Source organism: Paenibacillus amylolyticus, assembly GCF_003719335.1.
In the GTDB taxonomy this organism is placed as follows: Bacteria; Bacillota; Bacilli; order Paenibacillales; family Paenibacillaceae; genus Paenibacillus; species Paenibacillus amylolyticus_D.
Genome location: NZ_RIAS01000001.1, coordinates 26162 through 38893, shown reverse-complemented (window position 1 = coordinate 38893; position 12732 = coordinate 26162). Strand labels below are relative to the sequence as shown.

The following is a 12732-nucleotide window of genomic DNA, read 5'->3' as shown; positions in this document are numbered from 1 at the left end:
TATTAGACTTGTACACACGATAAAATTCGTATAGGCTCACCATATGCCTGAAATCGCCATTTTATACATCTCAGTTCAATTGAACGAATTTTTTACACATCAACGGAGAGGACAGAAAAAAACTGGAAAAGCGAAGCGGTCGCCTTTATCACCGGATTTTCTACCTTTGCAACAAGAGAATCAAAAAATCTGGGGATAACAGCGATTGGAAGGTTCTTCTGTCATCGAAGTGTCCGTGTAAATTAGCTCAGTTCAATTGAACTCAACACAAATGAAACGGAGCTGAAGTCCACATGAAATCAAAAACAACAGCTGCATCCATCTATGCACAGCAGCCTGCGAATCCTAAGCTTGATGAAGTGACGGTATCCACCAAGCCCATTTTTGAGGGCAAAGTGATCTCACTTCAGGTAGACACAGTGAAGCTGCCAAACGGGCAGACGGCGACCCGAGAGATTATCAAACACCCAGGAGCGGTAGCGGTACTGGCATTAAGGGGAGATCGCATGCTGGTCGTGGATCAATACCGTCAGGCGATGGGGCGTACCGAAGTGGAAATTCCTGCGGGCAAGCTTGATCCGGGTGAAGAGCCGGAGGTGGCAGCAGCGCGTGAATTGAAGGAAGAAACGGGATATGAAGCCAAGTCGCTCCGTCATCTGCGGTCTTTCTACACCTCACCAGGCTTCGCGGACGAGATCATTCACCTGTATATCGCCGAAGAGCTGGAAGCTGGAGAGATGGCCCTGGACGAAGACGAGTTTCTTGAAGTATCGGAGATTACGCTGGAGGAAGCGTACAAGCTGATGGACGAAAATCGGATCAGTGATGCTAAAACGATGATGGCTGTGTATGCGTGGGATATTTACAAAACGACAGGACGGTTTTAATCATGCAAAATCAAAAGGGAAGGCAGCCGCTGTGGGAGCCGTGTTATGCGGATCTGCATATCCACATCGGACGCACGTCCCGTGGTGAGGCGGTTAAAATCAGCGGCAGCCGCGACTTAACTTTTGAGAATATAGCCCGGGAGGCTTCCACTCGTAAAGGCATTCATTTGCTTGGGGTCATTGATTGCCATTCTCCGGTTGTACAGAGGGATATCGAGGAGCTGCTGGAGAACGGTACGATGTCTGAGGTTGAGGGCGGCGGTATTGCGTATCAGGACACAACCATTCTGCTCGGAACCGAAATCGAACTGCGCGAACCTGAGATGCGTGAGTTCCACATGCTCGCCTACTTTCGGGATCTGGATACAATGAAGTCTTTTACAACCTGGATGAAACGTTATATGAAAAATGTAAATCTCAGCTCCCAGCGGGTATACGTACCTGCTCTTGAGATGCAAGCGGAGATCAAGGCACGCGGCGGGCTTATTGTACCCGCTCACGTGTTTACACCGCATAAGGGCATCTATGGTAGCACAGCGCCACGTATGGCGGATGTGCTGGACACGAGCCTAGTGGATGCTGTCGAGCTAGGGTTAAGCTCGGATTCCTCTATGGCGAGTTACATTCGGGAACTGGATCAGGTTTCGTTCTTAACGAACTCGGATGCGCATTCGCTAGGTAAAATCGGTCGGGAATACAATGAGTTGCAGATTGCATCTCCTTCGTTTGACGAATTCCGTATGGCCTTGCTCGGGGAAGAGGGAAGAAGGATTGCAGCCAATTATGGTTTGAATCCAAGACTCGGTAAGTATCACCGCACCTATTGTGCAGCATGTGGCAGCGTTATGGATGAGAAGGATCTATCCGCTGAACGTTGTGCTCTTTGTGGTAGCCCAAAGCTTGTTCAAGGGGTGCTGGATCGTATTCTGGCTATTGCTGACCGTGAGCAACCGAAGCTTCCAGCAGACAGGCCACCATACTATTATCAGGTTCCGCTTGAGTTCATTCCAGGCCTTGGCAAAGCCAAGCTGCGTCAACTGCTGGATCGTTTTGGAACAGAGATGGCTGTCTTGCATCGTACTGATGAAGCACAACTAGCGGAGGTGGTTGGTCCGGCGCTCGCTGAATTGATCGTAGCGGCTCGTAATGGTCAACTGACATTGTCCTCTGGCGGTGGGGGCACATATGGCAAGGTCGCAGCCAAAGTGCAGATATCTCAGAAAATGTAGAACGAGTATGATGAGTAGAGCAGGTTGTTATAATTCGGACAAGAAGTCATACAGGCGAGCCCAGGTTCATAAGCTGAATTATAAGGAGATTTGAGTCTAACGTTTGATATATCTCCTTGCAGCAGGATAACCGGAAAGGGGACTCGTACCTGTATGCGTTCTTCTTATTTTACCTTCAAAGGGCAAACCTCGTTATATGTATTCGTCGCTGTCTTGTTTCTGGTCGGTGTCATCTTTGGCGCATTGATGGTCAACGCTCTTTCCTTGGAACAGCGCCAGGATCTCGAAGCCTATTTGGGCAATTTTTTCATGACGGTGCAACATAGTTCGCAAGGGACAGAGCACACCGGTTATTGGGATATTGCCATGCTTCATCTAAAATGGGTCGGGTTAATCTTTATTCTCGGCTTGTCTGTTGTAGGTTTGCCAGGCATACTGGTTCTGGATTTTTTAAAAGGGGTACTGATCGGTTTTACCGTAGGTTATCTCGTCGGACAGTACTCGTGGAAAGGGCTGCTGTTTGCACTTGTATCCGTAGCGCCGCATAATCTGTTCGTCATTCCAATCCTGCTGATCTGCAGTGTGGCTGCAATGACGTTCTCGTTATATATCATACGCAATCGCGTTTTGATGCACCGTGCACCAGGCCGTCAAAGACCGTTTGCATCCTATGTTATTTTGACCGTAGTTATGGCGGTACTGCTGCTGGGGGTGGCCTCTTTTGAAACGTGGATTACCCCCGCAATGATGCGCTGGGTCACGCCGATGTTGCTTCCTGTCTAGCTTGTACTGCATGTCCTAAAATGTTGACTTTGATATTGAACTCCCCCTATAATGAAAAGAGTGGGTTAAGTTGCAGTGTGCAGTGATTTCCTAGGGGGAGGGAGAAAATGGAAGCACGGATTGATAAAATTAAGCAGCAACTACAGTCCCAAGGTTATAAATTAACGCCCCAGCGGGAAGCCACCGTAAGAGTACTTTTAGAGAATGAAGAAGATCATCTGAGTGCAGAGGATGTATTCATGCTCGTTAAAGAAAAGGCTCCCGAAATCGGTCTGGCAACCGTGTACCGTACCCTCGAACTATTGAGTGAGCTGCATGTTGTAGAGAAAATCAACTTCGGCGACGGTGTAGCGCGTTATGATCTGCGCGGAGATACATCCAAGCATCACCATCATCACTTAATTTGCGTGCAATGCGGAAGTATGGATGAAATACGTGAGGACTGGCTTGGACCGCTTGAAGAACGACTGGAGCGGGAATTTAACTTTTCGGTCGTAGATCACCGACTGGACTTTCATGGAATTTGTTATCGTTGCAAAGCTAAAAATGAACAAAAGCCCAAAGATGAAGAATAACATAGCCTATCTTCAAGCTCTCACCGGCGGTTTTGACGGGGGAGCTTTTTTGGTCACGAACCTGGCTTATGGTTCACTCGTCAAGGCATATTCCCGGACATTGGGACATACCCTGTTTCAAGAACGATACTGGACTTGAAATATGGGAGGGGACAGTTCCAATGATTATATCTGTGCGGAGAGGGCTCCGTTTTATACGATTTATTGTGTTTTTTGCTGCGCTGGTGTATCTGTTTTACCATGTACTCGATCTGTTTAACGGCTGGATTTCACCTGTGGATCAGTATCAGATGCCAACGGGCAATGCGGTTAAGGTATTTCAGGAAACGGATTGGCCAGGCACGGGAGAAGCGCGTCCTACGATGGCGGAGCGGCTTCGTCTCTTCTATTGGTACGGTGAGTAGCTGCAGGCGTGAGTGGTTCGGTCCATCAGGGATGCAAATACGGAAAGCAGCCTGCCGTTTGGCATTGCTGTCAGATGAGGAGTGTTGTACATGAATCAGACCATACACGCCTATGCTTTATACCTGGAAGAAGATAAAGGAATGTCTAGTAGCACACTGGAATCCTATCTTCGAGATGTGGACAAGTTCGTTGAATTTGTAAGAAAGGAATATGGAATTCGTGAAGCGAGTGAGGTTAGACGAACACATGTTGTGTTATTTGCAGGCCAGCTCAAACAGGACGGCCGTGCGAATGCAACGATTGCTCGCAGTATCGTATCCTTGCGATCCTATTTCCATTTTCTGATGCGGCGCGGCGAGATTGTACAGGACCCTACGTTTGATGTGGAAGCACCCAAAGCCGACAAGACACCTCCACAAGTTCTTACGATTCCGGAGATCGAACTGCTTCTTGCCTCTCCTGACGTCAGTTCCCCGCAAGGCGTTCGAGATCGAGCCATGCTGGAGTTGTTATATGCTACGGGCATCCGGGTGTCGGAACTGATTGCGCTGGATGTACGGGATGTGCAGCCTGCTATGCGATTCATTCGTTGCGGCGGAGCGGGGAAAGAGCGCATTCTTCCGATTGGTGCACCGGCTGCTCACTGGACGAGCGTATATATAGACGAGTTCCGTGAACAATTGCTTAAAGCAGGAACGGACGAGCAGGCATTATTTGTGAATGTATCCGGCAGACGTTTGACCCGGCAGGGATTCTGGAAGTTGCTGAAAAAATCTGCTGTGGACGCGGGTATCTCGGGTGAAATTACACCGCATACGCTGCGCCATTCATTTGCGGCTCACCTCATTGCGAGCGGAGCTGACACTCGTGCGGTGCAGGACATGCTTGGTCATGTCGAACAGCCTGGACAGCAATACAGTCAGCATGGGCGCAAGACGATGAAAGAAATTTATGAGACCCATCATCCGCGTGCAAAATAAGGCTTAGCGCATGGTTTGAAGCATGAAAAAGAATGCTTTAGCGTTTTAAGTTAACTTATATTTCAAATCAACCAACGCCGTTCTTTCTACATATGCGGGTTGCATGTTAAATTTCTGATTTTTTACGCCAACACAGGTGTAGGCATGACAACCCTGCTACATCATAAACGGTTCGTTACTACTCAAGGAGGAACAACATCTCATGACAACACTAAACCAACAGATGATTGCAGAGGCAGCATCTTATATTCAAAGCAAAAGCTCCATCAAGCCGGAGGTCGGTTTGATTCTCGGGTCAGGTCTCGGCGTTCTGGCTGAACTAATTGAAGATGGCGTCAACATTGCGTATCAGGATATTCCACATTTCCCGGTGTCCACTGTAGAAGGACATGAAGGCGAACTGTTGCTTGGCACGATCCAAGGTCGTCCGGTTGTAATGATGAAAGGCCGCTTTCATATGTACGAAGGATACGGCCCAGAATTGACGGCATTCCCGGTACGTGTCATGAAAGCGCTGGGCGTAAGCAGTCTGCTAGTAACGAATGCAGCGGGCGGCGTAAATACTTCTTATCAAGCGGGCGACTTGATGCTTATCTCTGATCATTTGAATATGACAGGCAAAAACCCGTTAATTGGTCCGAATGATGCCGCGCTTGGCGTACGCTTCCCCGATTTATCCGAAGCCTACAGCCGTCGTCTTCGTGCACTTGCCAAGGATACGGCAGCAACTCAAGGTTTTAATGTGCAAGAAGGTGTGTATGCAGGTCTGCTTGGCCCTAACTACGAAACTCCAGCAGAGATCAGAATGCTTCGTACTCTCGGTGCCGATGCAGTAGGGATGTCCACCGTTTCTGAAGTGATCGTAGCTCGCCATGCGGGCATTGAAGTGCTCGGCATTTCTTGCATCAGTAACATGGCAGCGGGTATCTTGGATCAGCCTTTGTCTCATGACGAGGTAATGGAAACGACGGAGCGTGTACGAGAAGCTTTCTTGGCGCTCGTGCTGGCGGTCATTCCTAAGATGTAATGAGGAACTGAAGATTGAACAGTTCCAAATCTTTAGTTTGACGGATTGAATAAGGAACAATTCATTGAATGATGTTTGCTCAATGGGTTGTTTCTTTTTTTATAAAATGAAATATGAGAATGATTATATGCATTTACATGGAAAGCAATGATCTAATGCTTGGCTCAATGTCAAATGGTTCTGTCGTTGTCTCAAATCTTCCTCGCACCTGACCGTTCTGATCGATCAAAAATTTAGTGAAGTTCCACTTGATCCCATCACCCTTGTAGATATAAGGGAATTTTTCTTTTAGAAAATGGTCCATCCATTCCCCGCTAGCCGTTTCAGTGTCAAAGCCTAGAAACGGTGCTTGATTGGTTAAAAACCGAAAGATAGGATGAGCGTGTAGCCCCCTGACTTCAATTTTTTCAAATAACGGGAACGTTAGCTTCATTTGATTTTCACAATGAGTTTTCACTTCCGAATTGTCCCCTGGTTCCTTCTCGTTAAACTGGTTACACGGAAATGCAAGAATTTCGAAACCATAACGATGGTACTTTTCGTACAGCTGTTGAAGTGTGTCAAATTGACGAGAATAGCTGCACTTACTGGCTGTGTTTACAACAAGGAGTACATTTCCTCGGTATGTGGTTAGATCAGCTAACCTGCCATCTATGAAATGGACTTTATTATCATAAAAAGACATCTGAATCATCCTCCTACGTTATTTCAATTGTGACATATACATCATAAGCCGACATCGCCCATAGGAGAAATATATATAAATGATAACTTACATAGGAAAATCCTATAATTAATCTTTCATGGACTTGTGTTCGCTGCACTTTAGTGTATCTTCAGATAAAAAGTTAGGGAAAACCTGCTGAGATTGGAATAATTTACTTCAAACCCGCCGACAATGGATAGCAGTACATGCGAGGACTTACCACCGCGCTATTCATTTGAGGAGGGAACCTAGTGAAAAAAAGAATAATGGCATCGTTCATGACCCTTTGTATGCTGCTGCCCGTAATGGCATCTTCTGCTTTGGCTGAGGAAACACCCAAGGCTGCTGGCGGGGCGGATTTGGCTCCATCAGCACGTTCAGCCATTCTGATGGATGCAGATACGGGAACTGTTATTTATGAGAAAAACAGTCATGATCAGCTGCCTCCGGCGAGCATAACGAAAATTATGACCATGTTACTTACCATGGAAGCGATTAGTTCAGGCAAACTGAAGTTAACGGATAAGGTAAGAACGAGTGAATATGCGGCGTCTATGGGGGGCTCACAGATTTTTCTGGAGCCTGGGGAAGAGATGAGCGTGGATGACATGTTAAAAGGCATTGCCATGGCCTCCGGCAATGATGCATCTGTCGCGATGGCCGAGAAGCTTGCCGGCTCGGAAGAGGCTTTTGTACAGATGATGAACGAGCGTGCGCAGGAGCTGGGCATGAAGGATACACGTTTTGCCAACGCGAACGGTCTGCCGGTGGATAATCATTATTCCTCTGCGCACGATATCGCGGTGATGAGCCGCGAACTGCTAAAACATCAGGGGATTACGAAGTACACGGGTGCATATCAGGACTACTTGCGTAAAGATTCCGAGAAGCCGTTCTGGCTCGTAAATACAAACAAACTGGTACGTTTCTATCAAGGCGCAGACGGCTTGAAAACGGGGTACACATCCGAAGCGAAATTCTGTCTGTCGGCTACAGCTTCTAAAGATGGGCTGCGTGTCGTTGCGGTAGTCCTTGGCGAGCCGAATACAAAAACCCGGAACAGTGAAGTATCCTCCATGTTTGATTATGCATTTGCACAATACACGATGAAGGCACTGTACAAAGCAGGTGATCTGCTGGGCAGTCTGAAGATTGAAAAAGGTGATGTCGCGGAGATGCCGCTGAATGCTGCGCAAAACTACAGTGTTCTGATGCGTAAAGGAGCGAAGTCGACAGATATCCGGCATGAGCTGATTGTAGCCAAAGAAGTGAAGGCTCCAATTAAGGCTGGTCAGAGTGTAGGTAAACTCGTCGTATATCAAGGCAACGAGGTAATTAAAGAGTTTGATATTCAGGCTCCGCAAGACGTGGGTAAGGCAGGCTGGTGGAAGCTGTTCAAGCGTACAACCTCGAACTTGTTTGATTAAGCGGCAGGAAGCGCCATTCTCCCTGGGACTGGAACGGTTTTTGTAGTTAAATAGGGGTTTTCTTCTAGTTTTGTCGGGGGGCAGGAAAAGCCTTTGGCAACGTAGAAAACCTTGTTCTAAGACAGGGAGGAGAGTGGGCAAACGTGAATTTGAATGTGGACATGGAGCATCACCGCGGGATTTTGATTGTGCGATTATCCGGGGAGCTGGATCACCATACAGCTGACATGGTACGTATGCAGATGGATGAAGCGATACAGCGCAGACAATGTGAACATCTGGTGCTGAGTTTGAAAGACCTCGAATTTATGGACAGTTCAGGCCTAGGTGTTATTTTGGGAAGATACAAGTTGATCAAAAATAAAGGCGGCAAAATGGTCGTCTGTGATGTGAATCCGCCGGTATACCGTTTGCTGGAAATGTCGGGATTGTTCAAGATCATGCCGATATACGAAAATGAGGGCACTGCCCTCTCAGGTCTGGAGGTCGTCTCATGAATGAAGGAACAGGGACAAATTTCATGAATCTGCAATTTGCGGCCAAGTCGGAGAATGAATCGTTTGCACGGGTTACCGTTGCAGCTTTTATCTCTCAGCTTGATCCAACGATGGACGAGCTTAGTGATCTGAAAACGGTTGTCTCCGAAGCGGTGACCAACAGCATCATCCACGGATACAATAACAATCCGGAAGGTGTTGTGACCATTCAAGCCGAGATTCGTGACGATATGATTACGATTATTGTAGAGGATCGCGGTGAAGGCATCGAAGATCTTGATCTAGCCAAACAGCCGCTGTATACATCCAAACCCGAACTTGAGCGGTCGGGCATGGGCTTTACGATCATGGAAAATTTTATGGATGAATTCGAAGTCAGCAGTGAGCCCGGCAGAGGCACCTCCATCAAGATGAAAAAAAGGATTGAATCCAAGAAAGCATTGTATAATTAGGGGTTGGTGTTCTTATGGATGCTGAAGTGAAACCATCTTCACAGACCTACTTGGACGATGCCGAGGTCAAACGGCTGATTGCGCTCAGTCAGTCGGGTGACCATGAATCACGGGATACGCTGGTGAACTGCAACATCAGACTCGTCTGGTCCGTCGTGCAGCGTTTTATGAACAGGGGATATGAACCGGAGGATCTGTTCCAGATTGGTTGTATCGGCCTGCTCAAGTCAGTGGACAAGTTCGATCTCAGTTACGACGTGAAATTCTCGACGTATGCGGTGCCGATGATTATTGGTGAGATTCAGCGTTTCCTACGGGATGATGGAACCTTGAAGGTCAGTCGTTCGCTGAAAGAGATGGCCAATAAAGTTCGCAAGAAGAGGGATGAATTGTCCAAACATCTGGATCGACTGCCCACAATTAAGGAAGTGGCCGCTGAACTGGGGGTTACCCCGGAGGAAGTGGTATTCGCCCAGGAGGCTAACAAACCGCCGACCTCCATTCATGAGACAGTATTCGAGAATGACGGTGATCCGATTACACTGATGGATCAGATCGCGGACGAATCTCAGGAGAAGTGGTTTGACAAGCTGGCGCTAAATGAAGCAATTGGCGGTCTCAGTGAGCGGGAAAGACTCATCGTCTATCTGCGATATTATCGGGACCAAACCCAATCGGAAGTGGCAAGCAGGCTGGGAATATCCCAGGTGCAGGTCTCACGGCTGGAGAAAAAAATACTGCAATCTATTCGCGATCAAATCGCGCAGTGATTCAGGATTGATTCAGGGCTGATTACATCCATCGGTTTGGGTGAGGAATCATCATAATACGACAACTAACAACCTCAATTCGCGTTAATTAGCGATGAGGTTATTTGTCGTTTTAATATTTGTTTGGAGAAAGCTACTTCAGTTTTTTGGTGAGTAAGATTTCTAAAGGTTCGTCCTCAAGCATCAAACACCCTGAATCTCGATAGCCTAATTTCCTATAAAAATGCTGCGCCCCTTCATTTGCTAATGTAGACGTCATGACCAAAGGAAAACCTTGCTTCTTCATTTCATTTTCCCAAAAAAGAACCGCCTTCGTACCTATTCCTTCATTTCGATGTACATCTTCAATCCAGAGCATATTCATAAAAGGTGTGTTGTCCCAAAAAAAGCTGTACCGAATCCATCCAATATTGTTCTGCTCTTCATCCTGTATGATAAAGATCTCATCAGCCATAATTTTCGGTAGGATCAGCTTCTCTAAAATATGGTGGTCCTGCTCTTTAATATATTCGTAGTGTGATTGATCTGCTGTAATGATCTTCAATATAATGACTCCTTCGTTCTCCTCTTCTTCATAAAAATCTATATCGAATGATGTGTACACATTTTTCCAAAATTGAATTGCAGGAATGTTGGTTATAATTTGACCAACAGCATATCTCCCAAGAAAATGTTTGAACAACGCTTTGCATGCAGCCCTGCCTAGACCCTGCCGGCGATAGTTTCTCATGATGAAAAATGAATTCAAAACATAATCAGCAAATTCCCCTGATTAGAGAATGGGCCGCTTTGAACCAAATTGAAACCTTTCATTTTTTGATCGTGCAAGCGTATAAAGTACGGTGTTTAATCCTTCCTTTTCAAAGAACCAATCCAGTACATTAAATTCGAATAGACCATTTCGGGGGATTCATCTCTATGTATTGATTAAATTCGGACAAATCATGAAGGAATTAAGTCATTACATTTTTGAGAATATGTTTATCTTGTCGTTCAGCTTTTGTAATTAGAATCACAAGCCGCTCCTCCTATAAAGTTATTTCTTCAAGCTTAGCAAAGGCGCATCTTAAAAAATATATAAAAGATAATTAGAAAAGTTTATTGCACAAAAAAAATCACACCATACAAATATGATGTGATATTTATAGGCCTTACTTTTTTGAATATATAATTTTTTTGATACTATCGCTGGAAAGACAATACTCTTCAGAGAGTGCAGCAATCGTTAATCCATCGAAATATTGTTGACGTATTGTCTCGTTTCTTTGGCTTAAATATGTGCGACTTCCCGAATTTTCTCCCCACTTTTTTCTGTGGCCTTCAGGTATTGGAATGTAAACCATGCTGCCTTGAATATATTTCTGTATTTCTATTAATAGTTCTTCTGGTAAAATGACATCGGCGTTTACATATTTCATGGTCACTCTGCTCCTTAAAAATAAAATTCAAGGTTGCAAAGCCTATCCTATAAACAATTACCGAATTGGATATTAAGACGGTTACTACTCCAGCTCCATACAAACAACCGTCGTTGTTTATAGATCAAGACTTTGCATGGAGCATGCGGGACGTTTACTCAACATTTCAGACCTCACTTTCAAAAAACCTTTTACATAACTTTCTAGAATAATCGGCTGTTTCCTGCCCGCCGCCCGCAAGTTTCTTCCATTTCGTTTGGAATAAGAGGGAGGCAAGCCAGCGGAGGGATGGAATCGGTAAAAGGAGCGAAGCGAGCGCGTTTATAACCGGATTTCCTCCTTGGAAAGGAGAGAATCAGAAATCCGGGGATAACCAGCGCCCGACACCGATCCATCCCGCAGCGTCCAGCGCTCCCTCCACACTCTTTTCCAACTTAAATGTAATAAATTTGCACAATCTTCAAATACTAACCTAAATTACGCAGTAAAGGAGTGCTTTGGATGTCCCAGACACACACTCCAACGGTCTACGTTCGCATGCGCAGCCGAATTCGCATTCAGAGAGGGCGAGCGGTCAAACTGAGGGACATTGCCCACGTACTGGCCTCATCCGAGGATCAGGAGGACAGGTTGCTTGAGCTGGAGCTATTGTGGCCTGGACCGGAGGATGGCAACCTGATCCTTATTGACATTTTGCAGATTATTCCCCGGATTAGGCAGCTTCTGCCGGAAGTAAATGTGGAGCTGATGGGATCCGGGCATACGTTAGTTGAAGTAATGGCAGGCAAGGGTCAGGCTTCGAAGTCCTTATTTATTCTGGTATGGCTGCTGCTGTTCTTCGGCTCTGCGCTGACCATTATGAATTTTCATGCAGACGTGAATATGCAGGAAGTGCAGATTCGCATTGTAGAGATGCTGACAGGACACCGGGATGAGCATCCGTACTTATTTCAGATTGCTTATTCCCTTGGGATCGGTTTCGGCATGGCGGTTTTTTTCAACCATTTATTTAAGAAGAAGTGGAATGAAGAGCCAACACCGCTCGAAGTGGAAATGTTCCTTTACCAGCAAAATGTAGACCAATATGTCGTCATTGAAGAAAGCGAACGAATGCATAAGCAGAATCAAAGGGAGCTGAAAGGCGATGAGCGTGCTTAACGGAGCGATCAGTATTGTGCTTGGCATTGCCGGGGGAATCGCTGTGGGGAGTGGTGTTATTGCGCTTATTCTTGTACTTGACATGATTCCCAGACTGGCCCAAGTGACACAGTCCTATGACAAAACGCATTGGTACGAGGGTGCTCTCATTGGAGGTTCGCTGCTGGGCACGGTAGCCGATTTCTGGCATTGGAAAATGCATGGAGTTATGTTGCTTAGCCCGATTGTCGGAGTGTTCTGCGGCGTTTTTATTGGTCTGCTGGCTGCCGCTCTGACAGAAGTATTAAACGTGCTACCCGTTCTGGCTAAAAGGCTGGGCATGAGGTCGTATTTGTTTGGACTGTTGCTCGCGATGATTCTGGGGAAGATGACAGGTTCATTGTTTGACTTTTTTATATACCAACGGTAAAGCAGCATG

16 protein-coding genes and 1 pseudogene are annotated in these 12732 nt (G+C 46.3%); 13 read left to right on the top strand and 4 right to left on the bottom strand.

The annotated features are described in order from the left end of the window. Positions 1-293: 293 nt before the first annotated feature. From EC604_RS00195 to EC604_RS00165, 7 genes are all read left to right on the top strand, one after another. Positions 294-887, top strand: coding sequence for an NUDIX domain-containing protein (locus tag EC604_RS00195; protein WP_123062229.1), 594 nt, complete (start codon positions 294-296; stop codon positions 885-887). Between the two features lie 2 nt (positions 888-889). Next, positions 890-2116 carry an endonuclease Q family protein gene (locus EC604_RS00190; RefSeq protein WP_123062228.1) on the top strand — a complete coding sequence of 409 codons (1227 nt, stop codon included), beginning with the start codon at positions 890-892 and terminating at the stop codon, positions 2114-2116. A gap of 153 nt (positions 2117-2269) precedes the next feature. After that, positions 2270-2899: a stage II sporulation protein M gene (spoIIM, locus tag EC604_RS00185; protein WP_123062227.1), complete on the top strand. Its 630-nt coding sequence runs from the start codon at positions 2270-2272 to the stop codon at positions 2897-2899. 107 nt (positions 2900-3006) lie between these two features. After that, entirely contained in the window at positions 3007-3474 is a 468-nt protein-coding gene (locus EC604_RS00180; RefSeq protein ID WP_090922447.1) for a Fur family transcriptional regulator, read from the top strand. A 161-nt stretch (positions 3475-3635) separates the two neighbouring features. Continuing rightward, positions 3636-3878 (top strand): DUF4227 family protein, encoded by a 243-nt coding sequence (locus EC604_RS00175; protein ID WP_090922446.1) that lies wholly within the window; start codon positions 3636-3638, stop codon positions 3876-3878. Positions 3879-3968: 90 nt separating this feature from the next. Then, positions 3969-4859, top strand: coding sequence for a tyrosine recombinase (locus EC604_RS00170; RefSeq protein ID WP_123062226.1), 891 nt, complete (start codon positions 3969-3971; stop codon positions 4857-4859). Positions 4860-5061: 202 nt separating this feature from the next. Continuing rightward, complete coding sequence (locus tag EC604_RS00165) at positions 5062-5886, top strand: purine-nucleoside phosphorylase (RefSeq protein ID WP_123062225.1); 825 nt, start codon at positions 5062-5064, stop codon at positions 5884-5886. A gap of 133 nt (positions 5887-6019) precedes the next feature. Here EC604_RS00165 and EC604_RS00160 read toward each other — a convergent pair whose 3' ends face one another. Next, a complete protein-coding gene (locus EC604_RS00160; RefSeq protein WP_123062224.1) occupies positions 6020-6571 on the bottom strand; it encodes a glutathione peroxidase in 552 nt (183 codons plus the stop codon). Positions 6572-6897: 326 nt separating this feature from the next. On the opposite strand from EC604_RS00160, the gene EC604_RS00155 reads away from it, so the two are divergent. The 4 genes from EC604_RS00155 to sigF all read left to right on the top strand — a co-directional run bounded on the left by EC604_RS00155 (position 6898) and on the right by sigF (position 9738). Beyond that, positions 6898-8019, top strand: a complete 1122-nt coding sequence (locus EC604_RS00155; protein ID WP_418792761.1) for a D-alanyl-D-alanine carboxypeptidase family protein — start codon at positions 6898-6900, stop codon at positions 8017-8019. Positions 8020-8162: 143 nt separating this feature from the next. Then, positions 8163-8516, top strand: a complete 354-nt coding sequence (gene spoIIAA, locus EC604_RS00150) for an anti-sigma F factor antagonist (protein ID WP_090922436.1) — start codon at positions 8163-8165, stop codon at positions 8514-8516. Beyond that, positions 8513-8968: an anti-sigma F factor gene (gene spoIIAB / locus EC604_RS00145; protein WP_123062222.1), complete on the top strand. Its 456-nt coding sequence runs from the start codon at positions 8513-8515 to the stop codon at positions 8966-8968. The genes spoIIAA and spoIIAB overlap by 4 nt, the downstream gene beginning before the upstream one ends. A gap of 14 nt (positions 8969-8982) precedes the next feature. Next, positions 8983-9738: an RNA polymerase sporulation sigma factor SigF gene (gene sigF / locus EC604_RS00140; protein ID WP_090922432.1), complete on the top strand. Its 756-nt coding sequence runs from the start codon at positions 8983-8985 to the stop codon at positions 9736-9738. Between the two features lie 133 nt (positions 9739-9871). Here the strand turns inward: sigF and EC604_RS00135 are convergent, their stop codons facing one another. The 3 genes and pseudogenes from EC604_RS00135 to EC604_RS00130 form a co-directional block, all read right to left on the bottom strand. Further along, positions 9872-10282: a GNAT family N-acetyltransferase gene (locus EC604_RS00135; protein ID WP_240036635.1), complete on the bottom strand. Its 411-nt coding sequence runs from the start codon at positions 10280-10282 to the stop codon at positions 9872-9874. A gap of 75 nt (positions 10283-10357) precedes the next feature. After that, a pseudogene (locus EC604_RS30760) lies at positions 10358-10486 on the bottom strand (GNAT family N-acetyltransferase); the annotation flags it as partial. Between the two features lie 403 nt (positions 10487-10889). After that, positions 10890-11156 carry a CD3324 family protein gene (locus tag EC604_RS00130; protein WP_123062220.1) on the bottom strand — a complete coding sequence of 89 codons (267 nt, stop codon included), beginning with the start codon at positions 11154-11156 and terminating at the stop codon, positions 10890-10892. Positions 11157-11657: 501 nt separating this feature from the next. Here EC604_RS00130 and EC604_RS00125 point away from each other — a divergent pair. Then, positions 11658-12314, top strand: a complete 657-nt coding sequence (locus EC604_RS00125) for a stage V sporulation protein AA (RefSeq protein WP_123062219.1) — start codon at positions 11658-11660, stop codon at positions 12312-12314. Further along, entirely contained in the window at positions 12301-12723 is a 423-nt protein-coding gene (locus EC604_RS00120; protein ID WP_123062218.1) for a stage V sporulation protein AB, read from the top strand. The genes EC604_RS00125 and EC604_RS00120 overlap by 14 nt, the downstream gene beginning before the upstream one ends. Positions 12724-12732 lie beyond the last annotated feature (9 nt).